The organism is Paenarthrobacter sp. JL.01a, from assembly GCF_025452095.1.
Classification (GTDB): Bacteria; Actinomycetota; Actinomycetes; order Actinomycetales; family Micrococcaceae; genus Arthrobacter.
Genome location: NZ_CP104877.1, coordinates 2,928,326 through 2,955,110 on the forward strand (window position 1 = coordinate 2,928,326; position 26,785 = coordinate 2,955,110).

22 protein-coding genes and 2 tRNA genes are annotated in these 26,785 nt (G+C 63.4%); 8 read left to right on the forward strand and 16 right to left on the reverse strand.

All coding sequences use genetic code 11. The features are described 5' to 3' along the window. Positions 1 to 203 precede the first annotated feature (203 nt). Positions 204 to 1,031, forward strand: a complete 828-nt coding sequence (locus N5P29_RS13735; RefSeq protein WP_262275446.1) for a caspase family protein — start codon at positions 204 to 206, stop codon at positions 1,029 to 1,031. Between the two features lie 10 nt (positions 1,032 to 1,041). On the opposite strand, the gene N5P29_RS13740 is transcribed toward N5P29_RS13735, so the two are convergent. Next, positions 1,042 to 2,667: a gluzincin family metallopeptidase gene (locus N5P29_RS13740; protein ID WP_262275447.1), complete on the reverse strand. Its 1,626-nt coding sequence runs from the start codon at positions 2,665 to 2,667 to the stop codon at positions 1,042 to 1,044. Positions 2,668 to 2,760: 93 nt separating this feature from the next. After that, entirely contained in the window at positions 2,761 to 3,882 is a 1,122-nt protein-coding gene (gene mnmA, locus N5P29_RS13745) for a tRNA 2-thiouridine(34) synthase MnmA (RefSeq protein WP_262278588.1), read from the reverse strand. A 177-nt stretch (positions 3,883 to 4,059) separates the two neighbouring features. Here mnmA and N5P29_RS13750 point away from each other — a divergent pair, with 177 nt between their 5' ends. Next, entirely contained in the window at positions 4,060 to 5,307 is a 1,248-nt protein-coding gene (locus N5P29_RS13750) for an NAD(P)/FAD-dependent oxidoreductase (RefSeq protein WP_262275448.1), read from the forward strand. 7 nt (positions 5,308 to 5,314) lie between these two features. Here the strand turns inward: N5P29_RS13750 and N5P29_RS13755 are convergent, their stop codons facing one another. The 4 genes from N5P29_RS13755 to N5P29_RS13770 all read right to left on the reverse strand — a co-directional run bounded on the left by N5P29_RS13755 (position 5,315) and on the right by N5P29_RS13770 (position 9,006). Continuing rightward, positions 5,315 to 6,538 (reverse strand): cysteine desulfurase family protein, encoded by a 1,224-nt coding sequence (locus N5P29_RS13755; protein WP_262275449.1) that lies wholly within the window; start codon positions 6,536 to 6,538, stop codon positions 5,315 to 5,317. A 26-nt stretch (positions 6,539 to 6,564) separates the two neighbouring features. Then, positions 6,565 to 7,248, reverse strand: coding sequence for a helix-turn-helix transcriptional regulator (locus N5P29_RS13760; RefSeq protein WP_262275450.1), 684 nt, complete (start codon positions 7,246 to 7,248; stop codon positions 6,565 to 6,567). 67 nt (positions 7,249 to 7,315) lie between these two features. After that, positions 7,316 to 7,990, reverse strand: coding sequence for a hypothetical protein (locus N5P29_RS13765; RefSeq protein ID WP_262275451.1), 675 nt, complete (start codon positions 7,988 to 7,990; stop codon positions 7,316 to 7,318). Positions 7,991 to 8,073: 83 nt separating this feature from the next. Further along, positions 8,074 to 9,006, reverse strand: a complete 933-nt coding sequence (locus N5P29_RS13770; protein ID WP_262275452.1) for a diacylglycerol/lipid kinase family protein — start codon at positions 9,004 to 9,006, stop codon at positions 8,074 to 8,076. A gap of 120 nt (positions 9,007 to 9,126) precedes the next feature. Here N5P29_RS13770 and N5P29_RS13775 point away from each other — a divergent pair, with 120 nt between their 5' ends. From N5P29_RS13775 to N5P29_RS13790, 4 genes are all read left to right on the forward strand, one after another. Then, entirely contained in the window at positions 9,127 to 10,068 is a 942-nt protein-coding gene (locus tag N5P29_RS13775) for a J domain-containing protein (RefSeq protein WP_262275453.1), read from the forward strand. A 51-nt stretch (positions 10,069 to 10,119) separates the two neighbouring features. Continuing rightward, a complete protein-coding gene (locus N5P29_RS13780; RefSeq protein WP_262275454.1) occupies positions 10,120 to 10,587 on the forward strand; it encodes a tRNA (cytidine(34)-2'-O)-methyltransferase in 468 nt (155 codons plus the stop codon). Between the two features lie 188 nt (positions 10,588 to 10,775). Then, positions 10,776 to 11,381 carry an ECF RNA polymerase sigma factor SigK gene (gene sigK, locus N5P29_RS13785; protein ID WP_262278589.1) on the forward strand — a complete coding sequence of 202 codons (606 nt, stop codon included), beginning with the start codon at positions 10,776 to 10,778 and terminating at the stop codon, positions 11,379 to 11,381. A 1-nt stretch (position 11,382) separates the two neighbouring features. After that, entirely contained in the window at positions 11,383 to 12,213 is an 831-nt protein-coding gene (locus tag N5P29_RS13790) for an anti-sigma factor (protein WP_262275455.1), read from the forward strand. An 81-nt stretch (positions 12,214 to 12,294) separates the two neighbouring features. On the opposite strand, the gene N5P29_RS13795 is transcribed toward N5P29_RS13790, so the two are convergent. The 6 genes from N5P29_RS13795 to N5P29_RS13820 form a co-directional block, all read right to left on the reverse strand. Then, positions 12,295 to 13,698, reverse strand: a complete 1,404-nt coding sequence (locus tag N5P29_RS13795; protein ID WP_262275456.1) for a GntT/GntP/DsdX family permease — start codon at positions 13,696 to 13,698, stop codon at positions 12,295 to 12,297. Continuing rightward, positions 13,695 to 14,240 carry a gluconokinase gene (locus N5P29_RS13800; protein ID WP_144659760.1) on the reverse strand — a complete coding sequence of 182 codons (546 nt, stop codon included), beginning with the start codon at positions 14,238 to 14,240 and terminating at the stop codon, positions 13,695 to 13,697. Before N5P29_RS13800 ends, N5P29_RS13795 begins: the two co-directional genes overlap by 4 nt. A gap of 74 nt (positions 14,241 to 14,314) precedes the next feature. Beyond that, positions 14,315 to 15,094, reverse strand: a complete 780-nt coding sequence (locus N5P29_RS13805) for a PIG-L deacetylase family protein (RefSeq protein WP_262275457.1) — start codon at positions 15,092 to 15,094, stop codon at positions 14,315 to 14,317. 5 nt (positions 15,095 to 15,099) lie between these two features. Further along, the gene (locus tag N5P29_RS13810; protein ID WP_262275458.1) at positions 15,100 to 16,053 is read right to left on the reverse strand and encodes an electron transfer flavoprotein subunit alpha/FixB family protein; all 954 of its coding nucleotides are present in this window, start codon (positions 16,051 to 16,053) and stop codon (positions 15,100 to 15,102) included. Between the two features lie 14 nt (positions 16,054 to 16,067). Further along, the gene (locus N5P29_RS13815) at positions 16,068 to 16,871 is read right to left on the reverse strand and encodes an electron transfer flavoprotein subunit beta/FixA family protein (RefSeq protein WP_262275459.1); all 804 of its coding nucleotides are present in this window, start codon (positions 16,869 to 16,871) and stop codon (positions 16,068 to 16,070) included. 232 nt (positions 16,872 to 17,103) lie between these two features. Further along, positions 17,104 to 18,756 (reverse strand): S1C family serine protease, encoded by a 1,653-nt coding sequence (locus N5P29_RS13820; protein WP_262275460.1) that lies wholly within the window; start codon positions 18,754 to 18,756, stop codon positions 17,104 to 17,106. Between the two features lie 320 nt (positions 18,757 to 19,076). On the opposite strand from N5P29_RS13820, the gene N5P29_RS13825 reads away from it, so the two are divergent. Both N5P29_RS13825 and N5P29_RS13830 read left to right on the forward strand, forming a co-directional pair. Then, the gene (locus tag N5P29_RS13825) at positions 19,077 to 21,134 is read left to right on the forward strand and encodes a TPM domain-containing protein (protein WP_262275461.1); all 2,058 of its coding nucleotides are present in this window, start codon (positions 19,077 to 19,079) and stop codon (positions 21,132 to 21,134) included. Between the two features lie 100 nt (positions 21,135 to 21,234). After that, positions 21,235 to 22,023: a PspA/IM30 family protein gene (locus N5P29_RS13830; protein WP_144659754.1), complete on the forward strand. Its 789-nt coding sequence runs from the start codon at positions 21,235 to 21,237 to the stop codon at positions 22,021 to 22,023. 78 nt (positions 22,024 to 22,101) lie between these two features. On the opposite strand, the gene N5P29_RS13835 is transcribed toward N5P29_RS13830, so the two are convergent. The 4 genes from N5P29_RS13835 to N5P29_RS13850 all read right to left on the reverse strand — a co-directional run bounded on the left by N5P29_RS13835 (position 22,102) and on the right by N5P29_RS13850 (position 26,694). Then, on the reverse strand, positions 22,102 to 22,914 hold the full coding sequence (locus tag N5P29_RS13835; RefSeq protein WP_262275462.1) for a GntR family transcriptional regulator: 813 nt from the start codon (positions 22,912 to 22,914) through the stop codon (positions 22,102 to 22,104). A 155-nt stretch (positions 22,915 to 23,069) separates the two neighbouring features. After that, a tRNA-Met gene (locus N5P29_RS13840) sits at positions 23,070 to 23,143 on the reverse strand. A 359-nt stretch (positions 23,144 to 23,502) separates the two neighbouring features. Continuing rightward, a tRNA-Met gene (locus N5P29_RS13845) sits at positions 23,503 to 23,576 on the reverse strand. 133 nt (positions 23,577 to 23,709) lie between these two features. Then, positions 23,710 to 26,694, reverse strand: a complete 2,985-nt coding sequence (locus N5P29_RS13850) for a UPF0182 family membrane protein (RefSeq protein WP_262275463.1) — start codon at positions 26,692 to 26,694, stop codon at positions 23,710 to 23,712. Positions 26,695 to 26,785: the final 91 nt, after the last annotated feature.

A 26,785-nucleotide genomic window follows, 5' to 3' on the forward strand; every position in this document is an offset into this window, starting at 1 on the left:
ATATTTGTGACGGAGCACACTCTTAGTGCCTCGATTCAACCAGACTTCGAAGCCCCCGAACCCCCAAATTTCTGATTTGAGACACAAAATTTACTTTCCAGTAGCTTCCCCCGGGAAGTACGGAGCATTGCCGGACAGGTGCGTCGGGAATATGGTGTATTCCGGGTGCTCAACCGCTGGAACACACTTCGAAAGTCAGGCTCATGGACAAGGCAGCTCTGTGTGTGGGGATCAATAAATTCAAGTACCTTCCACAGTCCAGCTGGCTCCAAGGCTGCGTGAACGACGCCGAAGACCTGGCAGCCTTGCTCGGCGACAGCTACGGTTTCCCGGCATCGCAGATCACCGTGTTGAGGGATGCCAAGGCCACCAAGAAAGCTGTTCTGGCCGAGCTCAACTCCCTGGTGGACGCAGCTGTTGCCGGCACTGTGCAACAACTCGTCTTCACCTTCTCAAGCCACGGCACGCAGATTCCCGACACCAACGGGGACGAAGAGGACAGCCTTGATGAGGCGTTCGCGTGCTACGACATCAACAGTTCAGGTGACGCCTGGGACGCCGGCACGGTCATTTCCGACGACGAACTTGCCGCAGTTTTCGGCCGCCTTCCCGATGGCGTCCTGATGGAGGTGGTGCTTGATACTTGCCACAGCGGCACGGGCTTGAAGTCGCTGGACCTGATTCCCGGGCGCCGTCCCCGCTTCCTCCCGGCGCCGACACCACGTGCGGTCATGGCCCATGACGACCTGGAAACGCGGACTTTGCGGGATTTGATGAAAACGGCAAAGTTGTCGACGCCCGTCCTCATGGCCGCTTGCAGATCCGACCAAACCGCGGCCGATGCCCTGATGGATGGCCGCTACAACGGGGCTTTCACCTTCAACCTGGTCAAGAACCTGCGCAGTGATGGAACCTTGGCCCGCGCCGATTTGCTCAAGCAGGTCAGCAAGGGACTCAAAGCCGGCGGCTTCGACCAGGTAGCGCAGCTGGAGGCGTCAAGGACTGCCCGCAAAGCTGCATGGGGAACCTGAAAACCAGCGGCTAATCGCCGGTGCCGTGGAACTTGTCCCGCACCCCTGACGAGGCAGCTTCTTCGGCTTCGTGGTGTTCGTCCGAACCGAACAGCTGGCCCTGGCGGTCCCTGTCCATCACTGGCTTGAGCGCGGCGTAGACCAGGCGGCCACCGGCGTCGAACCTCAACAGTCCTCCCCCGCGCACGTCGATGTAGTCCCTCCCGGTCTTGACCCCGAGGCGCACATACGCTTCCCTCCGGCTCATCCGGACAGTCTGGATGAAGGAAGCCCCGATCTCGGAAATGATGAACCCGTCCGGTGAGACACGCTCGGAGGTTCGGACCCGGGTTGAGCTCAGTGGCGTGCGCCGCTCCAACCGGGCCGCTTCCAGGAGCCGGGGGTTCTCCCAGACGAAGCGCTGCACTTCCTGGGGGTCTGATCCGAGGGCCGAGAGGCGGATGGGATATCGGAGTCCTTGGTAGTAGTCCACGCCGCTGATGTTGTTCAGTGAGACCCGGCGGATGCCAATGGCGGAAAATTCCTCCTGGAGCGCTTCACGGTAGCCGTGGACGTCATCGGGCACCATGTCGAGGTCGGCAGCGATGATGCCGCGCAGGAGATCACGCCACGAAACATCCACCGGCGGCATGTAGGACAGTCCGCGGATCACCATCCTGAGGATCCTGGTAGCCACGATCGAGCCCGACTCGGCCAGCTGCTGCAAACTGCGGCCTTCCCCGTAACGGGCGTTCCGTTCGGACCATAGGCGTTGGACCGAGCGGAGCACTGCACCTACCACCACGGCACCGCGCGCGTGGGGCTCAGGCAACACTTGCCATCCTGCGGGCACTGCCCCGACGAACGGTTCGCGCAACGGCCCGCGGGCAAAGAGGTCCCGGGCGAAGTCGAAGAGGGAGCGCATGAGGACGGAGTCATCGGTGGGCTGTGCTGGCCCCAACCCCTCGGCTGCGGCTTCGAGTTGGCGGTAGACCACATCCTTGGAGGAGAACACGGAGAGGATGGCCACGAGGTCGGCCAGTGCCTCGTGCATTGCCAGTTGTTCCATGGTGGCCATCTGGTCCGCCCACGCCGGCCGGTATCCATCCAGGATCGCGTGGGTCACCTCATGGGCAACGATGTCACGGTACAAGGCCGTGGGAACCTTGTACCCCATACGGTCCACCGAACCGAAGCGGATGATGTTGGTTCCGCGCTCGTAGCCGGTATCGGTGGCCGTCACGAGGTCGCGGGCTTTGAGCACCACCCGCCCCTCGGGATTCCACGGCATGCGCCTGCCGAGCGTGGATTCAAAGATGTCCAAGGTGCTCATGGCCACGCCGTAAACGTGCTGGGCCAGGAAACGGGTGTCGTCCAGGAGTTCGCGCAGGCCGGCAGGTGGTGGCTCGGAAATCAACCGCCAGGGATCGCCCTGCTGCGTCAGGGTTACAGGCGAGACAGTGGTCCCCCGCCATTTCCGGATGTGGATCGCATAGCGGTGGCCGGTAGGACCGCGCCGCAACCGTTCAACGGGAATGCGGACCTGCGCCGTTAGGGGTGGCCCACCGCCTGCGCCGATTGGACCCTCGGCGAGGATCGTCACCGAGACCATTTGCCCGGCTTTGATATCTCCCGGGCCCTTCTTTGGAAATGCCACAGTCATCGCCACCCCGAGTGCGGACCCCACACACCGCAGCGGAAGCGCTGCTTAGCCCAGTATGGAGGTGGCTGATGACGGAGGCAATGGCTCCTAGAGGGCTACCCGCTGAAGTGAGCGCGCGGCGTCGATGGTTGCCTGTCCCAAAACCCGGCTGCCCTGGTAGAGGACGACGGTCTGGCCGGGGGCCACACCGCGCAACGGATCCTTCAAAGTAACCACCAGCTGTGCCCGTTCCACGCCGGACTCGTCCTCGACCGCTTCGACGCGGGCGACTGCCGGCACGGGATCGCCGTGGGCACGGACCTGGGCGTAGCAATCGAATTCTTCACCCGTGGCAACTTCGGAGATGGGCAGGCCGGCCCAGGAAACCTTGATGCCGCGGATCTCATCGATCGCCAGGAGGGCTTCCGGACCCACAACAACCTTGTTTTCCTTGGGACGGATTTCAAGGACGAACCGGGGCTTGCCATCGGCGGCAGGGGTTCCCAACTTCAAGCCACGCCGCTGCCCCACAGTGAACGCGTTGGCACCCGGGTGCTCGCCGACCTTGGCTCCGGTCTCGTCGACGATGTCGCCGGTGGTCATCTCGATCTTTTCGGCCAGCCAGCCGCGGGTGTCGCCGTCGGAAATGAAGCAGATGTCGTGGCTGTCGGGCTTGTTCGCCACTGACAGGCCACGCCGCTCGGCCTCTGCGCGGACCTCGGCCTTGGAAGGGGTGTCCGCCAGCGGGAACATGGAGTGCTTGAGCTGCTCGTGGGTCAGCACGCCCAGGACGTAGCTCTGGTCCTTCGCCCAGTCGGCAGCGCGGTGGAGTTCACGGTTGCCGTCGGCGTCTTCGATTACCTTGGCGTAGTGGCCCGTGCAGACGGCGTCGAAGCCAAGCGCGATCGCCTTTTCAAGCAAGGCGGCGAACTTGATGCGCTCGTTGCATCGCATGCAGGGGTTGGGTGTGCGTCCGGCGGCGTATTCGTCGATGAAGTCCTGGACGACGTCTTCCTTGAAGCGCTCGGAAAAGTCCCAGACGTAGTAGGGAATTCCGAGAACATCGCAGGCACGCCATGCATCACGGGAGTCCTCGATGGTGCAGCAACCGCGGCTTCCGGTGCGCAGGGTGCCCGGCATGCGGGACAACGCGAGGTGGACCCCCACGACGTCGTGCCCGGCCTCGAGGGCCCGGGCGGCGGCAACGGCGGAGTCCACTCCGCCGCTCATTGCTGCAAGTACTCGCATGCTGGCTTTCTGTAGGAAGGGATTGGGCGTTCAACGGCTTCTGACGGCCGCGGTCGCCCATTCATTCTAGCGTGCGATACCACGTCCACCGGAAATCCCCTTGACGGACCCACCGGAGAATTCTAAAGTCAAGATTATTGGTTTTAGAATCGAGCAGACATGGCACACGAAGCAATCGTCATCGTCGGCGGTGGACTGGCAGGCGCCACCGCCGCCAAGACCCTGAGGGCCGAAGGCTACGATGGGGCGCTTACCCTCCTCGCCGCTGAAGCGCGGCCCCCCTACATCCGCCCTCCTCTCTCCAAGGAATTCCTCCTCGGAAAAGCGGACGAAGAATCCGTGGAGGTGGTCCCTGGGGACTGGTACAGGGAGAACGACGTCGAACTCCTCCTTGACGTCAGGGCCACCGGACTTGATCCGGGCAGCCACAGCGTCAGGCTGGCCGATGACCGGGCGCTTCCGTACAGCAAACTGCTGCTCGCCCCAGGAGCCCAGCCCCGCAGGATCCCCCTGCCCGGGGCGGAGCTGGAGGGCGTCATGACCTTCCGGACCTTCCAGGACAGCCTGAAACTCAGGTCACTACTGGCCGACGGGGGCCGCAAGGTGGTCATGGTCGGATCCGGTTGGATCGGCATGGAACTCGCTGCCGCTGCGCGCACCTATGGAAACGACGTGACCCTGCTCGGCCTCGAAGACATCCCGCTGAGTGCGGCCATAGGACCCGAGCTTGGCGGTTACTTCCGGCGGGTGCATGAAGAACAGGGCGTCAGCTTCCGCCTGCCTGCGAGCGCGGCCGCCATTGAAGGCCGGCAGGGGCGGGCCACAGCGGTCCGTACCGATTCCGGCGAAACCCTGCCCGCCGACGTCGTGATCATCGCCGTGGGCGTCGTCCCGGATACGGCGCTCGCAGAGGATGCCGGGCTGGAACTGAGCAACGGGATCCTGGTGGACGCCGGCCTGCACACCAGTGCCCCGGACGTATTGGCGGCAGGGGATGCAGCCAACGCCTTGCACCCCTATACCGGCGAGCACCATCGCAGCGAACATTGGGCCAACGCGCTCAATGGCGGGAAAGTGGCTGCCAAATCCATGCTGGGGAAGGATGCCGTGCTGGATGTAGTTCCGTACTTCTACACGGACCAGTTCACCGTAAGCATGGAGTATTCCGGCTACCCGTCGCTGGCTTCGGGTGCATCACCGGTGGTCCGTGGCTCCATGGAGGAGGGCAGCTTTATTGCCTTTTGGCTTCAGCAAGACAGGGTTGTTGCTGGAATGAGCATCAACCAGCGGCGTGTCCAGAAACCCATCAAGGCGCTCATTTCCGGTCGCGTCGCAGTGGATGTCGGCCGCCTCACTGACCCTGGCGTACCCCTGGAAGAACTGCTGCCAGACGACAACCAGCCATAGAGGCAGGTTACGCGACACCCCGCCGGGCAACAGTTGCCGCTGTCTGGATGGAGGATTCATGCCCTGCCATACCGGCCTGCCGCGCTCTGGCACAGGCCTCGGGAAGTGCTTTCAGCAGCGCATCGACATCAGCTTGGGTGGACGTATGCCCCAGAGTAAAGCGCTGCGCACCACGGGCAGTGTCCTCATCCATACCCATGGCCAGCAGGACGTGCGATGGCCGCGGCACACCAGCGGTGCATGCCGAGCCCGTCGAGGATTCGACGCCGGCCAGGTCCAGCAGGAACAGCAGGGAGTCCCCTTCACAGCCGCCGAAGGTGAAGTGTGCGTTGCCGGGAAGCCGCCGCTCCCCGCGGGCGCCGCGCAGCACTGCATCGGGAACCGTTTCAAGGACTCCACTGATGAGTTGTTCACGCAGGGCGGTCAGTCGTTCCCGTTCCTCGGGCAGCTTCGCAGTGACTGCTTCCGCGGCTGCAGCGAACGCGGCAACCGCGGGCGTATCCAACGTTCCGGAGCGGACATCGCGTTCCTGTCCGCCGCCGTGCTGGACAGGGGTCAGCTTGACCGCCCGGCCGAGGAAGAGCGCGCCCACGCCCACGGGTCCGCCCAGCTTGTGCCCGGATACGGACATGGCAGCAAGGCCGGAGGCACGGAAATCGACGGGTATGGAGCCGAAAGCCTGCACGGCGTCGGAGTGGACCGGGATGCCGTGTGGCTTGGCCAGTTCCACGATCTCCGCCACGGGCTGGATGGTGCCGACCTCGTTGTTGGCCCACATCACCGTTATCAGTGCGATCGATTCGGGATCGCGCGAAATCTCGGCTTCAACGACGTCAAGCCGGACCGCACCTTCACTGTCGACCGGAAGCCAGGTGACGTCCGCGCCTTCATGGCGCTCAAGCCATTCGACGGTGTCCATGACCGCGTGATGTTCGACGGCGGAGCAGAGTATGCGGGTCCGGCGCGGGTTTTCGTCGCGGCGGGCCCAGTAGAGTCCCTTGACGGCGAGGTTGTCAGCTTCCGTTCCACCCGAAGTGAAGATGACCTCTGAGGGGTGGGCGCCTGCGGCGGCGGCCAGGGTTTCCCGAGCGTCCTCGACGGCCCGCCTGGCTCGCCGGCCGGCACCGTGCAGGGATGACGGGTTTCCCGTCTTCGCCAACTCGCGCGTCATGACGGCAAGCGCTGCGGCCGAGAGGGGCGTCGTAGCGGCGTGGTCAAGGTATACAGGCACCTTGCCATTCTACCGACGCCTGGGGCTCAGGACTCCGTGATCTCCTGCACAGTGCCGATGCGCGCACAGCAATGTCCCGCACCCGGGTCAAGTATCACGCAATCCTCCGACAGCCCGGACGCCGAAGCCACGCCCGAGAGGAAGGCTCCATTCATGGTGCAGACGACGTCCTCATGGTCTTGCGACAAACGGTGGAATGGACAGTTGCGCAGACGGTACCCTCCCAAGCCATCAGCCGACGGCTCGTATCCAAGGTCGCGCAACGCACCGGGCAAGTCTCCGGGCTTGCCTGACTCACGGCCCTTGCCGCGGGCAACATCAATGAGAGCTGCGCCTACGGGAATGCCCTCCGCAGTGGAGCGTGAGATCGCCCCGGCCATGAGATGGCCGGCGAGGTCATAGTTCCGTTCGGGGATGGAGGCGGACACTTCCTGGACTTCGGGGCTGTAGAGCTTCGCCGGCCGGCCTGAGCCAGGCCCCGCCTTGTGCGCGGCCTTCCTGAATTCAACCCTCAGGATGCCCTCCCGGGCCAACCGCTCCAGGTGGAACGATGCAGTGCTGCGTGGAAGATCCATGGCAGCCGCAGCCTCGTCCCGCCCTACCGGTTCCGGAGCCGCAAGGACGTATTCAAAAAGACGGCGACGGTGGTCGTCGCCCAAGGAGGCTACTGCCGCGATTCTTCTGGTCCACGGAAGACCGGATGCGCTCATGCCCACAGGATAACTCTAAAAACAAGATCCATTGCTTTAGTGATACGCCGAATCCCCGGCAAGGGGTTCAGGACGGCGGAATCACCGCGAGCTTGGCTTGGACATCGGCCCGGGCCGTTGCCAGGACAGCGTCACTTGGGCACGCCAGGGAGATATAGACCGAGGACGCAGGGGCACTGAACAGCCTGGCAAACACCACCACCGGCTTGCTGCCCGAAGCCCCGGATGACTCCAAGGACAGGAACTCCACGCTGTGCTTGGGCTTGTCCGAATCCTGGCCCCACGGCAACGACGCCGGCTTCAGCGTCTCCACGTCGATTGCCGAATTCAGGTAGTGAAACAGGGCCTTGGTGGAAGCAGTATCGTCACCGGCCACAACCAGTGGACTTTGGTTCACGCTAACGCGGGCGGCGAGCGTGCATCCGTCGGTTTTCCTGTACAGGACCTCGCCCTGCAAGCCGGAGTGCACCAAGGACCAGCCCGGCACTTCTTCCAGCTTGCCGGCCACAGTCACGGGATCACCGGGAGCCAGGGTGCCACCGGCCGCCAACGGCAGGTCCTTCGCAGCCACGGCCTCGGCATCATGCCCGGGCGTAATGGTAGGGGTCGCGAGGGTTGATTCCGACGGCGAGGGCTTGGGCGCCGTTGGGTCGGGAACATTCACGCTGCAGGCAGCCAGCACAACACCGACGGTTCCCAAGGCAGCCGCCCCCGCCAGCCGCCGTCGAACACTGAACGCCACCTGTTTCTCCCCCTGTTTGTCCTGCCGCCTGCCGGGTCTGAGTCTAACCGTACGCAACCGAACCTCCGGCCAGCCGAAACAAACTACGCAAGAACCCGCAAGGCCAGTGGCAGGAGATCGATATCAACGGGCAAGGGAGCAACGCGTTCACCATCGGCATACGCCACCACGCCCGCGGCTTCCAAGCGCACCGTGCGGACACGGCGGATCTCCACCTCCGGCCTGCCTGTGTGCTTGCCCGCGAAGACCTTGGGGAAGATGGACAGGAACTTCAGCCGTGACAACGGCTTCACCACAAAGAGATCCAGCCACCCGTCATCGGGCAACGCGTCCGGGGTGATCCGCATGCCACCGCCGATTGATTGCCCGTTTGCGACCGAAATCAGGAGCGCACGCTGGTTCCACCGCACGTCGTCGGCAACCACCGTGTATTCAGTGCGCCTGAAAGAACCGAGCTCCCGCAGCATCGCCAGGTTGTAGCGGCTTTTCCCCCGAGGCCAACGCCACGAGTTGGCGCGCTCGTTCACAGCGGCATCGAAGCCAGCTGACAGTACCCCTGCGAAGTGGGTGGTACGCCCGTCCGCCCGGACCCTGCCGACGTCGATCCTCCGCCCGCCGGTGACCAATGCGTCGAGAATCCGCTGGCACGCTTCAGCTGGACTGTTCAATGGAAGACCCAGCAACCTCGCCACGTCGTTGCCCGTGCCAGTGGGAATGATGCCAAGCGGTACCTGCAGTCCGGCGAGCGCGTTCACCCCCAAATGGACCATGCCATCGCCACCGGCCACCACCAGCGCATCCATCCCCGGACCGGCAGACAGCGCCTCCCGCACCAGCGCCTCCAGCGCTTCATAGTCATCAGCTTCGAGGACGACGACGGCCCGGCCGGCGGCGCGAAAATACGCGGCGGCCCGGTCCCCCACTCCACTGGAACGCCCGAAGGAGGCCGCAGGGTTGATGGCCAGCAGAATCTTGCCCTGCGCGTGGGGGGCCCGTGGATGTTTCGGAGGATTCACAGCCCGAATTATGCCAGTCGGGAACCACGGCCCCGGGTGCCTGCGTTCACATAGTGGCTGGATAAACTTGCCAATACCGCCCTGATGGGGGCGGCCGTCAACTCAGAGAAGGGCCCGTGCTTGGCCGAGGGCAGCAGTTCGCACTATCAGGTTCTCCATGTCGCCGTCACCGCGACAGACAAGGAGATCAAAGTGGCCTACCGCAAGGCTGCCCGGAAAGCACACCCCGATCACGGGGGCGAGGCCGAGATGTTCCGGCGCGTGACTCTGGCGTACGAGACACTCATCGACCCCCAGCGCCGGGCCGAATACGACCGCCGTTACGCCAGCGGAGCAACCGGACGCACCCAGGCGCGCCCGGGTGACTACACCGGAGCTGCTTCGCCGGCATCCTCGGCGACAACCAACGTCAAGCGACCACATACGCAACGCAATACTGCCGGGGATCCGCCAGTCTACGTTCCTGCCTTTGACGACCCCAACGAAGTCCCGCTGATCCCCGCGGCGGAAGCGGCCCTGCAAGTCCACGGACTCCCCCGCAAACGCGGAATCTTCGGAGCAGAGGCCCGCATCCAACGCGAAATGCGCACGGTCCAGCTCATCAGCCGCCAGGTCCTGCCGGCCATCCCGGCAGCTCGCCTGATCAACGGCCTGCGCTCGCCCTCGGACAACAACCACATCGACCACGCCGTCCTGTCCGGCTACAGGCTGGCCTTGGTCGGTTCCATGCTGCTGCCCAAAGGCGCGTACGCCTGGGATGGCCACTCACTGCGCCATGGCGGCCGTTCGGTCGCTCCCCCGCAACTGGCCCACATTGTCCGCCACATGCAGGAGATCTTCCCGGAACTGAACGTCACCGGCTGGGTAGTCCTGCACGGACCGGACGGCAACCTGCATGAACCCGTCATCGACCAGTACGGAAAGGGCAATGCGGGCAGCGCCGTTGAAATCGTCAACGGCGCTGGGCTCGTCCGGGGCCTCAAGCAATTCCTCAGTTCAGGACCCGCGCCCAACACGGTGGTGGTACCGGTGCTGGCCAGGCTTCTTCGGGGCATGCACTAGTCGGCACGGTCCTGGTCGGACGCCCAACACGCGGCTGACTAAGATGGGACGGTGTTCCGCATCCTTTTCCACACTCCAGAAATCCCGGGCAATACCGGCAACGCCATCCGCCTCGCCGCCATCACGGGCGCCGAGCTGCACCTGGTGGAGCCCCTTGGTTTCGATTTCTCCGACGCCAAGCTTCGCAGGGCCGGCCTTGATTACCACGACCTCGCCGTGGTGACAGTGCACAAAGACATCGAGGCTGCCTGGGAAGCCCTGCAACCGGAGAGGGTCTTCGCCTACACCTCCGACGGCGAGACGTCCTACACGGATATCGAATACCGCGCAGGCGATGTGCTGATGTTCGGACCGGAATCTGTAGGCCTTCCCCAGTGGCTGAAGCAGGATCCGCACGTCACCGCACGCGTTCGCCTCCCCATGAGGCCATCCCTGCGCTCGCTCAACCTCGCAAATGCCGCTTCGATCGCAGTGTTCGAAGCCTGGCGGCAGAACGGGTTCGCCGGCGCCAAACTGTAACCCATCCACGGCGGCCGCAGCACCGAATGACTTATGCAGGGACAACCCCGCACAGGACATTCTTGGAGGGAGCCTCCGTGAGCGCGTTGCAGACAAGGGCCACAACGACACGCGGCCATGCCGCCGCGCTGGCGACGCCGCTCCTCGATGCTGACGGTTTCAAACGGGACAACATATGCTGGACAGTAATGGACACCCCCAACAACCCCGGCCCCCCGGTCTTCGAAGCCACCGGCACTGCCAGCGACCTCAACACGCAGTTGACCAGCCTGCTGGAACTCATGGCAGCAGGAGACCAGCAGGCGTTTGCCGAATTCTACGCACTGACCTCCCGGCGCGTCTTTGGCATGGCCAGGCGCGTACTCATTGATCCCGATTTCAGCGAGGATGCCACCCAGGAGGTCTACATCCAGGTCTGGCAAGGCGCAGCAAACTTTGATCGAGCCGCTGGAACTCCTTTGGCTTGGCTCATGACCATCGCACATCGCCGGGCCATTGACCGAGTCCGGGCAGTCCAGGCCGCAACCGACCGGGAAGCCAGGTACGGTGCCGCGAGCCAGGACCTGGACCGGGACCTCGTTGCGGAGGAAGCAGATACCAACCTGGAGGCCGAGGCAGTGAGCCGCTGCCTTGGTACCCTGACGGACACCCAGCGTGAATCCGTCCGCCTGGCTTACTACGGTGGCCTCACCTACCGTGAAGTGGCTGAACACCTTGGCGCCGCAGTCCCAACCATCAAGTCGCGCATCCGCGATGGACTGCTGCGCCTGAAGACCTGCCTGGGGGTGGGCTGACATGACCGAAAATACCGGTGGAGGCTTTATCCGCAGAATGTTTGCCAACGACATCGCCACAGACCTGGCTGAGGGCCGGATCCTCGAACTGGCCGAAATCTATGCCTTGGACGCGCTCAGCGACGAAGAACGGGACGCGATCGACCACTACATCAAGGACGCCCCGGAACGTGCCGAATTCCTTGAACGGGTGCGCGCGGCGCGCGAGACATTGGCTGTGAGCTTCACCGCCGAGGAGGAACCTCCGGCAGGCCTCTTCGACAACATCATGGAACGCATCGCCAAGGAGACGGCCGCCCCGGCTGCAGCAGATCCGGCCGCGCCGGCGGCGGAGGCTGCCGCCGTCGATGAGCTCGCGGCCGCCAGGGCCAAACGCGAAGAGCGTCGGCAGTCCGGCGCGCGCCGCTGGATCATCGGCGCCGCAGCGGCAGCCGTCATTGCCCTTGGTGGCATTGGCGTGGGTGCCTACGTCGCGGAGCAGAACGATCCCGTCAACCAGGTGCTCCAGGCCCAGGACGTGCAGAAGCAGTCAGCGTCCGTTCCCGGCGGCGGTACTGCCACGATTTCCGCATCCTCGGCCAAGGATTCGTTCGTGGTCCTGATGGACGGCGTTGCACCCGCCCCGGAAGGCAAGGTCTACCAGCTGTGGACGCTGCCCAAGGACGGCTCAGCGCCGGTTCCCCAAGGCACCATGGACGCCCAGACCCTGTCCAAGCCGGCCGTGGTGAAGGGCCTGTCGTCGGCCTCGTCGGTGGCCATAACGGTCGAGCCGGCCGGCGGATCGCGCGCCCCTACCAGCGCGCCGGTCCTGGTGGTGGCCCTCAGCGCCTAAGCCGGGGGGATTAACGCACGACGGCGGCCGTCCCACCTTTCGGGACGGCCGCCGTCGTTGTTTGTCGTGCGGTTCCTGTAGCTACAACACGAGCGACAGGAGCATGACGAAGCCGAAGCCGACCACGGAAATCAGCGTCTCCATCACGGACCACGTCTTGAAGGTCTGCCCCACAGTGAGCCCGAACAATTCCTTCACCAGCCAGAAGCCGGCATCGTTGACGTGCGAGAGGAACAACGACCCCGCACCGATGGCCAACGCCAGCAATGCGGCGTGCGTCGGGCTGAGGCTGCTGGCCAGGGGCGCAACAATTCCAGCCGCGGTAACCGTTGCGACCGTGGCCGAGCCAGTGGCCAAACGCAGCGCTACGGCCACGATGAAGCCCAGCACGAGGACGGACATGTTGGCGCCTTCGGCCCATTTCTTCACCGCGTCGCCAACGCCGGCGCCGATCAGGGTCTGCTTGAAACCGCCGCCGGCACCCACGATCAGGAGAATTGCTGCGATCGGGCCGAGGCTTTCACCGAGCTTGGCCGTGATCCTGCTGCCCGTGAAACCCACCGCGTACCCGAAGGTCACGATGGCCACCAGGACGGCGAGCGTCATGGCCACCAGGGGCTGGCCCACAAAGTCGAAGAAGATCCGGATTCCAGGGGCAGTTTCGGCGTTTGGCCAGATGATGCCGCCCAAGGCTTTCAGAAGCATCAGGACGACGGGGAAGATGATGGTCAGCAGCGTGACCACGAACGACGGTTGACGCTTGACCTCGCTGAGGTCCGCCGAGTGCCGGGTGTCGATGCCTCCCGCGATGGCGGGGGCGTCAACGGGAACCCACCGGGCCGCCAGCCTGGAAAACAGCGGGCCACAGATGATGACAGTGGGGATTGCCACCAGGATGCCCAAACCGAGCGTCGTACCCAGTTCGGCCTTGACTGCACTGATGGCGATCAAAGGTCCCGGGTGCGGGGGCACCAGTCCGTGGAGCACGGAGAGGCCGGCCAGCGCCGGGATCGCGATCCTCATGAGCTTCATCTTGGACCGCTGCGTTACCAGCACAATGACCGGGAGCAGCAGCACGAGACCGATTTCGAAGAACATCGGCAACCCGATAATGACGGCCACCAAGGTGATCATCCAGACCAGCTTGTTACCGCTCGCCTTGGCCAGCAGGGTGTCCACCACACGGTTGGCCCCACCGGAGTCCGCAAGCAGCTTTCCCAGCATGGCGCCGAGGGCGATCAGGAGCCCAACCTCTTTGAGGACGCCTCCCACACCGTCTTCGAAGTTGGTGATGACTTTGCCCAGTTCAACGCCGGAGGCCAATCCAACAAAGGCGGAGCCAAGGACCAGGGCCAGGAACGGGTGGATCTTCAGCTTGGCGATGAGGACCACGATCAGGGCAATGCCCAGTGCGGCGACCACCAGGAGCTGGGTGTCGTGTCCGGACCAGGCCTGGACTTCCGAAACCGCCTGCAGGGCGATCACAGGGTGCCTGCTTCGGCGTCCCCGGCCACAGGGCGAAGTCCGAGGCGTTCAATGACCTCGTCTGCTTCTTCCGCCGGTGAAGCGGAAACACAGAGGGAAATGTAATTCTCGTCCTCTGTGGGTTCCTCGAGTGCTTCAAACTGCGATTCGAGCAGGGACGGCGGCATGAAATGGCCGTGCCGGGAAGCCAGCCGGTCCGAGATCTTGTCCTTGCTGCCTTGCAGGAACACAAAGACGACGCCTTCGGCACGGAGGACGTCACGGTACTTTTTCTTCAGGGCCGAGCATGTGATGATCGCGGGGACACCGGCGTCGACGTGTTCCCGGATCCAGCCGGAGATGATTTCAAGCCACGGCCAACGGTCCTCGTCAGTGAGCGCCTGCCCGGAGTGCATCTTGGCCACGTTTGCTTCAGGGTGCAGATCGTCGCCTTCGGCCAGATCCCATCCCAATTTGCCGGCAAGCACGCCGGCCACGGTGGACTTTCCTGAGCCGGAGACTCCCATAATCACCAGCACGGGTTGTTGCGCAGTCTTCGCCATCAAAGTCTGCCTTCCTCAAATAAATATGATTTAACCGAGGTCAAGCATATGACACGCGTTACATGAGGGCAACGTCAGAAGCCGGCGATGGTGCTGGAACCATTCACGGAAACCACATGGAAGGCCTCCGCGCTGGCTCCTTCCGGGAGGCCGCCTCGCTCTCCATTGGCCAGCATCATGCCCCGGACTACCCGCTCCATGCCTGCGACATCGGGGTGCTGGCTGGCATGGACCCGGATAGCCTCGAGCTTGGCATCCACATGGGCAGAAACGTCCACGAAGTGGTTCTCCCTGGCCTCCGGGCTGGAGATGAACCACAGCCACGGCAGCTTGTAGGCTCCAAGCCCGGCCTCAGCCAGCTCGGGGTAGGCAAACGGGTTCTCCACGGCAGGATAGACAGCCCGCGTGACGGCCTCACCCGCCGCGAGGTGGTCCGGGTGGCTCTTCTGGAGCCGGTCCCAATTGCGCTCAGGATGCATCGTCAGCACGATGTCCGGGCGGATCTCACGGATAAGTTTCACCACCTGTTTGATGACGCCGTGTGACGGTTCCAGGTACCCGTCGCGCTCGTGGAGGTAATGGATGTCAGTGACGCCAACAAGCGCGGCCGCCCGTTGCTGCTCTTGGGCACGGAGCTCAATGATTCCGGCCCGGTCCGCGGGGTCAAAGCCGCCGGCATCGCCGTCGGTCATGATGCAGTAGCTGACCTGGACGCCGGCCGCGGTCCACGCCGCGATGGTCCCCGCCGCACCGAAGTCGATGTCATCCGGGTGGGCAGTAAAACAAAGCACCCGCTCGACGCGCTCCGTGGAGGCATCGAACGGGCTCTTTGCTGACGAAACGCCAGTAGGCAAGGAGATCAGCCTTTCCGCTTCTTGATTTCGGCTGTGGCCTGCGGGATGACCTTGAACAGGTCACCGATAATGCCGTAGTCAGCGATCTCGAACACCGGCGATTCAGCGTCCTTGTTGACGGCGACGATCACCTTGGACGTCTGCATGCCGGCCTTTTGCTGGATGGCTCCGGAGATACCAGCGGAGATGTACAGCTGCGGCGAGACGGTGACACCGGTCTGGCCGACCTGCGCGTCGTGGCCGATCCAGCCGGCGTCGGTGGCGGCACGGGAGGCACCCACCGCAGCACCGAGGGCATCGGCAAGCTCTTCCAAAGGACCAAAGTCACCATCGACGCCGCGGCCACCGGCCACAACGATCCTGGCTTCGCTAAGGTCCGGCCTACCGCTCACCGGCTTCTCGGCACGTGCCGAAATCCGGGCCGAACCAGCAACAGCGTCAGCCGGAACGTCGACCGTGGTGATTGCAGGAACAGAAGCCTCACCGGCCGGTGCGGGCTCGACATTGTTCGCCTTGACCGAGAGGACGGTCACAGGAGTCGTGGCCTTCGCCGAGGTGTTGTAGGAGCCGGCCAGAACCGACTTGTGTGCGGTGCCGTCCGGCTCCACGCCTACGACGTCGGTGATGACGCCGGCGTTCAGCTTGATGCCAAGCCTGCCCGCGATCTCCTTGCCCTCAGGCGAGTTGTCGAGCAGGACTGTCGTGGCTCCGGACTCTGCTGCAGCGGCAGCCAAGTAGGCGGCTTTCGGGCCCACCAGGTAGTTCTCGAGGTCATCCGTCGACGGACGGTAGACCGTCGTGGCGCCGTAGGCACCGAGGGTGGCGGCGACGTCGTCGTTCAACTCACCTGTGAAAGCGACGGCGGTCTCCCCCAGTGAGCGGGCGATGGTGAGAAGCTCCAGGCTGCTCTTCTTCAGAGCGGCGCCCGGGTTATCAATGAAAACAAGTGCATTTGCCATGGTTGGGGTCCCCTTTAGAGCAGCTTCTGGGCGGCAAGGAAGTCGACCAGCTTGATGCCGGCGTCGCCTTCGTCGGTAATGATGGTGCCGGCAGTGCGCGGCGGCCGCGCTTCAGCGGACTCCACGACGGTCCATGACCCGGCCAAGCCCACCTGCGAGGCATCCAGCCCGATGTCGGACAGTGTTAGGGGCGTGATCTTCTTCTTTTTCGCTGCCAGGATTCCCTTGAAGTTGGGATAGCGCGGCTCGTTGATCTGGTCGGTCACCGAGACAACGGCAGGAAGCGGCGCCTCCACAGTCTCCGAGTACGGGCCTGCGTCGCGACGTGCCGTCACCTGGCCACCGGCCACCTCGAGGCTGGAAGCAAAGGTCACCTGCGGGAGCGACAAGCGCTCGGCCAGCTGGGCCGGGATCAGCGACGTCTCACCATCGGTGGACGCCATGCCCGTCAGGACCAGGTCCACGGGGCGGCCATCGGCGGAAATGTGCCGGATCGCGGCGGCGAGCGCCAGCGAAGTAGCGGCAGCATCGGAGCCAGCCAAAGCGTCATCGCTGAGGTGGAATCCCGAGTATGCGCCGATCTGCAGCGACTTCTTGACCGCGTTGACGGCCCCGGACGGTCCCATACTCAGGGCGATAACCTCGTTGCCCGCCTTCGGGCCGCCGCGTTCCTCGGCCAGCTGCAGCGCCGCCTCGAGGGCATACTCGTCCAGTTCGGACAAGATGCTTTCGTCACGATCGGATGTGTTGGCAGGGCCCGTGATGTGCCGGTCGAACTGCGCGTCCGGGACGTGCTTGACCAGAACGACAATCTTCAATGTCTCTTCCACTGTCTTCGAAGCAGCCTTCCATGCTTGTGGACGGCCAACCGCAACAGCGTGGCCGTGAATTGCCCAGCGCGTGGGCTCGTCCTAGCTAAGCATATTGCCCGCAGAAAACCACTCCCAGCGTTAACCCCTGTTGCGCTTCCGCGAACCAAGCCGGGGACGGCACGACGGCGGCCCTCACCTGTTGAGGTGACGGCCGCCGTCGTGGTTTATCCCGTGGGCGCTACTGCTGGGCGGCGTCGAGGGTTACCTCGATTTCCTGGTTCTGGCCGCCGCGCTGGATGGTCACCTTCACCTTGGCGCCTGCCGGCTGCTCCCGGACCGCTGCGGTCAGCTGGTTGGGATCGCTGACGGCGTAGTCACCGAACTTGGTGACGACATCGCCCACCTTGATGCCGGCCTTGGCTGCGGCAGAACCTGAGGTCACCGAGGCGACCTCGGCCCCTACCGAGAATCCGGAGTCACTGCTGGTGCCGGACTTCGCCCGCACCGAAACGCCGAACTGCCCGTGGCTGGCCTTGCCGGAATCGATGATCTCCTGCGCCACACGCTTGGCGTGGTTGATCGGGATGCTGAAGCCCACGCCGATGTTGCCGCTTGAGGAATCGGAGGAACCGCTCCCTGCGGAGGCAATGGCGACGTTGACTCCGATGATCTCGCCCCTGCTGTTGACCAAGGCACCGCCCGAGTTACCTGGGTTGATGGCCGCGTCAGTCTGGATGACATTGATGGCAATGGAGCCTTCATTGGCTGAGCGCTGGTTCTGGCCACCGTTCGGGGGCGCGAACTCGAAGCCCTGGCCGCCTCCCTGGGAGTTGTCCGTGCCCTCCTTGGGGGCTGCCGACGACGCCACGCTGATGGTCCGGTTCAGCGTGGAGACGATGCCGTCAGTGACCGTACCGGTCAAGCCCAGCGGTGAACCGATGGCGACGGCGGTGTCCCCCACGTTGATCTTGGAGGAGTCGCCCAAGGTGGCAGGCACCAAGCCCGAAGCATCGCTGACCTTGATGACAGCGAGGTCGGACAACGGATCTGTTCCCACAACCGTTGCCTTCAGGACTTTGCCGTCATTGGTACGGACCTCGATGGCGGCACTGGACGTAGCTCCGTCCAAGGTCACCACGTGGGTGTTGGTCAGGATGTGGCCCTGGTCATCCAGGATGATGCCCGAGCCCGTGCCGCCCTCGTTGCCGCTGGTCGCTTTGATGGTCACCACGCTGGGCGAGGCCTTCGCTGCCGCCGCCGTGATGACGTTGACATCGTCCTTGTTGTTCACGATGACGGTGCTCGACTGGCCGCCGGTGGAAGCCGCGGGTGCCGGGTGATCCCACAACGCGTTGCTGCCGGCCACGACTCCGCCGCCAATCAGGCCTGCCGCGAGCATGCTGGCCACCAGGGTGCCCACGCCAAAGGCGGGCTTGCGCTTGGTGGCTACTGTCGAATGGCTGCCAGTCTGCACTCCCGGAGCGTGCTGGCTCTGATTCGAGTGGAACTGGGAGCCGGGGTTGTTGCCTGACGGATTCGCGGCGCCGCCGTAGAAAGGCTGGTGCTGCGGGTAGCCGGGGCGCTGGGCCGGGTCGTGCTGCTGGTTGCCGTAGTAGGACGGCTGGGGCTGTGATTGTCCCGGGGTCTGGGCCTGTGGCTGTGTCTGGGCTTGTGGCTGGTAAGCCGGCAGGGGCGTGGTGGGTTGCGACGGCGCAACCGGCTGCGCCGCAGTTTCGTCGCCCTGCTTCTGACCTGAGTTCCAGGCGGGCTGCTGCGGCTGCTGTGAGTCGTCGCTGTGCCGGGAGGCATCGTTGTGCTGGCCGGATGTCGCATGGGGCTGGGATGGCTCCCGGTTTTCCGGTGCACTGCCCTGCGCTGGGTTCTCCGTCATGGGTCTTCCTTTCGTCCTCGTCCTTACTAACTATGTACCCAGTAACTGGAACAAAATCGGACGTTCGCTGGGAGCTTCCTGAAAGCTTTAAGCGCGGCACATAACGTCGGCCCGGAACCCCTCAACGACACAACAAACGATGTTTCTCCTATATTTCGCTGGTGGCATATTCACCCCTGTGGACGGGCCTTGGGGTGCACCATAGAATCAAGAGGAATTGCCACAGCGACCTGCGGCTTTACACCATGCGTGGGGGCGCTGAGCATTCTGTGACGATTGGTACGCCTTGTTCCAGTCGCAGACGTGCTGAAGGGTTGCACATGCGGTCAATAGTTAAACGCGTACTCGCTGTCATTGGCGTGGCTGGAATGTTGGCCCTCCCGGCCGGCGCGGCTTGGGCGGAGAGCCCCGTGACACTCGACCCCACCACAAAAATCGTGGACTCCGCGGGCGTTCTTGGCGGCGACAAGGCCAAAGTCGAAGAGGCCATCCAGAAGCTCGGCAAGGACCATGCGATGACCTTGCACGCTGTCTTCGTCAAGCGGTTCGAGAACCCGACCGATCGCGTTCAATGGACCCAGGACGTAGCCGAGAAGGCGCAACTGGGTTCAAACGCACTCGTCCTGGCCGTTGCGACGGAAACGCGGCAGTACCAGCTGAGCAAGCCCACCAACAGCAAGATCACCAACGCCCAACGGGACAACATCACCAGCAAGGCCATCGATCCCCAACTCCGGGCAGGCAACTACGCCCAAGCTGCCATTGACGCAGCTGCAGCCATTGGCGATGCCGCTGGCGGCGGCAGCGGAACTGTTCCCAACGGCAGTGCCGGCGTAGGCGTTCTGGTTGGCGTTGGCGTCGTAGCGGCCGGCGGTGCGGGCACCTACCTCTACCTCCGGAACCGGCGCAAAAAGGCCGGTACCAAGGAAGTCAGTGCCGGCTACGGGCCGCAGGGCGAACAACTGGACCCCCTCGCAGGGATGAGCATTCCCGAACTGCGGCAGAAGAGCGGATCCCTGCTGATAGAAGCCGATGACGCCATCAGGTCCAGCGAACAGGAACTGGGTTTTGCGCAGGCGCAATACGGCGATGCGGCGGTCGGTAACTTCACCAAGGCCTTGGAAGAGGCCAAGGGTCACATGACCGAGTCCTTCAAGCTGCAGCAACAGCTCGATGACCATATTCCGGATACGGAAGAACAGCAGCGCAGCTGGCTCGGCGAGATCATCCGCCGCTCCGAAGCCGCACTCACTTCACTGCGCGATCAAAAGGCGGATTTCGATTCCCTGCGCGAATTGGAGAAGAACGCCCCACAGGCTCTCTCTGCAGTGGCCACGGGGGCCCAGGAAGCTGACGCCAAAATCGCAAGCGCGGAGCAATCACTTGAAGGTCTGCGTGCCAAATACGCCGAGTCGGCGTTGACCCAGGTCTCCGACAACATTCTGCAGGCGAAGGAACGCCTCGCCTTTGTACGGAACGCAGCAGCCACTGCACAGGAAAAGCTCAGCTCCGGCGAGAACAGCATGGCCGCTGTGGCCGTTCGCGCGGCGGAAGAAAGCCTGCACCAGACCAACATCCTGATGGAGGCGATCTCCAAGACGGCGGGCAGCCTGGATGAGGCGCGCACCGCTCTCGACGGCGCTGTCGCCGAAACCAGCCAGGATCTCGCCCAGGCACGGGCCATGATCCAGTCCGGGCAGCACCCCGAACTTGCCGGTCCGGTGGCCGGAGTGGAAGCCGCCCTGGGGCAGGTGAAGAACGAAATCCAGAGCGGAAAAATCGATCCCATCGCCACCCTGAGCCGGGTCGAGTCCGCCCACCAGGCGCTCGACCAGTCGCTGTCCGGCATCCGCGACCAGCAGGAACAGGCCCGTCGCGCCCAGGCTTCGCTGCAGCAAACCATCATGGCTGCGCAGGCCCAGATCAGCGCCACGTCCGACTACATCACGGCACGCCGCGGCGGCGTCGGCACCGACGCCCGCACCAGGCTGGCCGAAGCCCAGCGCAATCTGGACTATGCCCTGTCGATCTCCCGCAACGACCCCGTCACGGCTCTGACCTACGCCCAGCAGGCACACTCCCTGGCGGCACAGGCAGCCCAACTTGCGCAGTCCGATGTCGACCAGTTCGGCTATGCCAACCAAGGCTACGGCCGCGGCGGCATGTTTGGCGGCGGAGGTGGTGGCGGCGGCCTCGGCGGCGCCATCCTCGGCGGAATTCTCATCAACTCCATCCTCAATGGCGGTGGAGGCGGCTGGGGCGGAGGCCACAACGACGGCGGCGGTGACGGCGGTTTCTTCGGAGGCGGAGGCGACTCCGGCGGCGGATTCGACGGCGGCGGCTGGGGTGGCGATGGCGGCGGCGGTGGCGACTTCTAGGCTCTAAAAACTAAGCGGGGTCCGTGCCCCGCGAAGAAGCGGTACAACAACTGATCACTGATTTCAGTGAGCATCACTGAGCAGGACGAAAGGCAACACCATGGTTAAGCAGTCCATTTTCGGTCGGATCTCACAGCTGGCAAAGGCCAACATCAACGCCTTGCTTGACCAGGCAGAGGACCCGCAGAAAATGCTGGACCAGATGGTCCGCGACTACACGAACAACATTGCCGAGGCCGAGTCCGCCGTTGCACAGACCATTGGCAACCTTCGCATGCTGCAGGCTGATTACAACGAGGACATCAAGAACGCCCAGGACTGGGGCAACAAGGCCCTCGCGGCGTCCAGGAAGGCCGATGAGTACCGCGCGGCCGGCGATGCCGCTGATGCGCAGAAGTTCGACAACCTGGCCAAGGTTGCCATTCAGCGCCAGATGACCGCCGAGTCCGAAGCCCGTACTGCGGAGCCGAGCATCGCCTCCCAGACGGAGGTCGTGGAAAAGCTCAAGGCCGGCCTCGACCAGATGAAGAACAAGCTCAACCAGCTGACGGCCAAGCGCAACGAACTGGTGGCACGTTCCAAGACGGCTGCAGCACAGTCCCAGGTCCACGACGCCCTAAAGAGCATCGACATCATGGATCCCACCAGCGAAGTGGGCCGTTTTGAAGAGAAGATCCGTCGCGAAGAGGCCAAGGTGCTCGGCCAGCAGGAGTTGGCTGCTTCCAGCCTCGACGCCCAGTTCAACCAATTGGAAGACCTCGGTGAGCAGACGGAGATTGAGGCCCGCCTTGCAGCCCTGAAGTCCGGTGGCTCCAAGCCTGCCATCGGCGCAGGTGCCCCGGCTTCATCCGAAGCGACCGTCGACGAAGCAGACTTCGACAAGCTCTAACAACGGCTTCAGGGTTCAGGCCCTGCATGCCGCCAACGGAAGTGGGCAGGATCCAATCGGATCCTGCCCACTTCTTCTCTAAGTTCTCGCCATCTGCCCCGCGCCGTTCTGTTGGGCTTCCTCCCCCGGGCTGGCATCGGTTGCCACTTCTGCGCGGATCTCGAATCCCTTCGGGTGGAAATAGGTCACTGTGCACTCAAGGACCTCCCCATGTGGGCCCAGAGTGGTGCGTTCCAGGCGGGGCACCATGGCGAATGCACGGACGTTCAGGGCGTCGGCCAGGTGCTCGGGAGGCGCGTGCATGGTGACGGTAATTTCGGCACGGTGCAGGGGCTTCAGGGTCCGGTCCTGGATGACCTGGTAGATGGAGTTCCGCTCAGCGTCAGCCAGGCTGATATGGCGTCCTATGTGCGAGGGGATGAAGATCTCCGCGATGGCGTAAGGCCAGCCGGCGCTGGAGTAAGAACGCCGGATCACCAGCACAAGGTTGTCATCCGAAACCAGCTTGGCCGGAACCGTCTTGTCCTTTTCCATCCATTTGTATTCAATGAGGCCCTTGACGGTCTTCATTCCAGCCGCAGTAAACGTCTCCATGAACGGGGCCAAGCGGTTCAGCATCTTCACGGGACGCTGCGCCATCACAAATGTGCCTTTGCCCTGCCTGCGCACCAACAGCCCCTTCCCTACAAGGGTCTCGATGGCCTTCCTCACTGTCGTTCGGCTGATGCCGTAGTCATCCATGAGGGCTTCCTCGGTGGGAATGCGGGAGCCCGGTTCCAGGCGGCTCACCAAGTCCGTCAGTACGTCGGCCACTTGCTGATAAACCGCTATTGGACTGTCCCGCTGGAGGACATGGCGGTCCGGGCTTTGAGTGGTGTCGTCATTGACCATTGGGCCGTCCCATCGGAATCTTCCTGCGTCAGCGAATTCGGAATAGATGCTAGCACCGCTGCTCCGGCGACATTTTCCGTTACAGGCCAAGCAAAAGAGTTACAGGTTAAGCAAAAGATCCGGACCAGTTTTACTGATCCGGATCTTTTCTCCAGTTGCGGGGACAGGATTTGAACCTGTGACCTCTGGGTTATGAGCCCAGCGAGCTACCGAACTGCTCCACCCCGCGTCGCAGAATCAACTGTACCGCACGCGCGGGGATGGCCCCGACCATACGGGGCCCAAGGTGCCGGAGATCACAGCAGGCCGCTCTGGGTGCGGGACGTGAGAGAGCGACGCGCCCAAGCAGGCGGGACGTGAGAGAGCGACGCCGCCAACCAGGCGGGACGTGAGAGAGCGACGCCGCCAACCAGGCGGGACGTGAGAGAGCGACGCCGCCAACCAGGCGGGACGTGAGAGAGCGACACCGCCAACCGGGCGGGACGTGATAGAGCGACACCGCCAACCGGGCGGGACGTGATAGAGGGATACATCCGGGGAAAACAAAAGGTCCGGATCAGAAATTACTGATCCGGACCTTTTCTCCAGTTGCGGGGACAGGATTTGAACCTGTGACCTCTGGGTTATGAGCCCAGCGAGCTACCGAACTGCTCCACCCCGCGTCGCAAGAACAACATTACCGTCCGGTGAATGACAGACCAAATCCTGGCAACGTGATGTGCATCTCCCCCATGCAAAAGGCCGGCACCTTGCTCCCATTGGAGCGGGTGCCGGCCTTCAGTCAGGCGCAGACCTCTAGCGGCTCGGCGAGGGCGTCGGCGTCGCGCTCGGAGAGGTGGTCGGCGTCGAGGTTGTCCCCAAGCGGGCCTCAGCATCCAACGCCTTCTTCAGGGCATCGGACAACTTGCTCTGCTGGTCGCCGTACCCGGCGAAGTCACCCTTGGCGAGTGCTGCCTGCCCATCCACGATGGCCTTATTGGCCGCGTCCAGGGCCGCCTTGAGGTCGGCCTTGGCATCGGTCGGACCCGCAGGCGGGGTAGTCGTTCCCGGAGGCGTAGTGGGCGTCTGGCCGTTGTTGGCCGAGTCCCCCGCGGTCGCTCCCGAGTTGCCGCCGAACAGTTGGTCCAGGGCCGCGTCAAGGGTCGGCGCGAAGCCGATCTTGTCACCAAAAGCTACAAGGACGCGCTGCAGAGTGGGGTACGACGTCTCACCGGTCGACTTCAGGTAGACCGGCTGGACGTACAACAGACCGCCACCAACAGGCAGGGTAAGCAGGTTGCCGTTCAGGACGTCCGAGGCACCCTGGCGCAGGAGGTTCAACGCCTGCGAAACCGTGGGGTCGGAGTTGAACTTGTTCTGGGCCTGGCCGGGACCAGGAACCTGGGTATCGGTCGGGAGTTGAAGGAGCCGCAGTTTTCCGTAGCTGTCCGCCTTCACTCCCTTGACGTTGCCGGCGTCGGAATCTGCCGCGAGGAAGCCATAGAGGATGTTCCTGGCATTACCGTTCACGGTTTGCGGAATGAACGAGGACGTCAGCTGGAAGGCGGGCTTCTCCTGATCCGGCATTTGCAGCGACATGTAGAACGGCGGCTGCTTCACGGCCTCGGAGACGGTGGGGTCGTTGGGAACGCTCCAGGCGTCGTTGTTCTGGTAGAAGCTGTCCGGATCCGTCACGTGGTAGCGGCCAAGCAACTCACGCTGGACCTTGAACAGATCCTCCGGGTACCGGACGTGGCTCATCAGATCGCCCGACATTTCGGAGTAGGGCTTGATGGTGGTCGGGAAGACCTTCTGCCACGCCTTCAGGATGGGGTCCTGGTCGTCCCAGGCGTAAAGGTTTACCGAACCGTCGTAAGCGTCAACCGTGGCCTTCACCGAGTTCCTGATGTAGTTCACGGAGCTGTTCGGCAGGGCCACTGTCCGCCCTGCACTGGTCTGGGAATCGGCTGTGGCATTCTGCAGCTGCTGTGGCTGGGAGTACGGGAAGTACTGGCTGGTGGTGTACCCGTCGACGATCCACTTCACGCGACCGTCAACCACTGCCGGATAGGCATTGCCATCGACCGTCAGGTACGGCGCAAGTTTCTGCACGCGTTCGCGCGGGTTCCGGTCATAGAGAATCTGGGACTCAGCATTGACGCCGTCGGAAAGCAGCAGATCCGAGGACTGGAACTTGATGGAGTACAGGATCCGGTTCAGCCAGTTGCCGACGTTCGGTCCACCATTGCCGTTGAAGGTGTACTGGGTTTCTCCCCCGCCTTCACGGCTTGCAGGGCGATCCTGTTCACGGTTGGGCGCACCATCCGGGGCACCAACAATCGAGTATTCCGGGGAGTTCTCGCCGAAGTAGATGCGCGGTTCATAGGTGGTGTCGTTACCCAGCACGCCGTTGGACGGAATACCGGACTGGAGGAACTCCGGCTTGCCGTCGGCGGTGAACTTATTGCCCTTCGCAGCCACCACACCATAGCCGTGTGTGTAGACGATGTGGCGGTTGACCCAGGTCTGCTGGTTGGCGCTTAGGCCATCCGGGTTCAGCTCGCGGACAGCGATCACGGTGTCCTGGACCTTGCCGTCCACCGTGTAGCGGTCCACGTTGAGGGTCTGGGGGAACTGGTAGTAGGGACGGAATTGCTCAAGCTGGGCAAACGCAGAAGAGATGAGGTTCGGGTCCAGAAGCCTGATGTTTGCCGCCGTCTGCGCATCCGCAGCCAAGGCACCTGCCGTAGCGGTCGTCGTCGCGTTGTAGGCAGAGACATCAATCTTGTCCAGGCCGTACGCCGAACGCGTCATATTGATGTTGCGGTTGATGAATTCCCGCTCAAGGGTGTTCTCCGAGGGACGCACCTGGAACTGCTGGATGACCCACGGGTAGACACCGCCGGCGAGGATGGCCGTGATGACCAGCATCGCGGTGCCGATGACCGGCAAACGCCAGCGGCCGATCACCGCGGCAACAATGAACAAGATGGCTACCAAGGCGGCGGCCACGGCAAGGATCGCCTTGGTGGGGACGACCGCATTGACGTCCGTGTAGAGAGCACCGGCCCAGCGACCCGAGTTGCTCTGGACGGTGGTGTACCTGTCCAGCCAGAAGTTGATGCCCAACAGGATGAGGAAGAGTGCGCCGGTGACCGCGATGTGGATCTGCGCTGCACGGCTGGTAAAGATGCCCCGCTCCATGAGGCGGATGCTGCCATACAGGTAATGGGTGAGGATGCCTGCGATGCCGGCCACTACGGTAATGCTGATCAGGAAGCCGGTGACGAACCCGAGGAACGGCAACGACATCAGGTAGAAGCTGATGTCGAGGTTGAACAGGGGATCCGATTGGCCGAAGGGCTGCTGGTTGAAGAACAACAGGGCCTTCTGCCACTGGCTGGCTGCGGCACTGCCCGCGAAGAGCCCAAAGAGGATGGGCAAGCCGATCATGACTACCCTGCGTACCGGCTCAAGCTGGGCCTGGTAGCGGTTCAGGTTGTCCCGGGACTCGGCATCGGGAGCGTAGACGGGACGTGCCCGGTAGGCAATCCTGATGGCGAAGAAGACGGCGGCGAACATCATGGCGAAACCGACCAGGAACGTGATGATCCTGGCAAGGTTTTCCCGAAGATACACTTCGAAGAAACCAAGCTGCTGGTACCAGAGGACGTCAGTCCAGACATTGGCGAAGAAAATGAACCCGACGACGGCCACGGCCACGACGATGAGCGTCGGAGTCAGGGAACCTCGTCTCAGCGGTGATCTTCCGGGCGGGTTGGTGCTGGCGGGACGGGACAAACTCTGTACCTCATTGGTGTCAGTGAACAGTCGGTGTGCGAGTACTTGACATTCTCTGCCGCTGGGCTATGGCGGAGGCCGTCATATATGC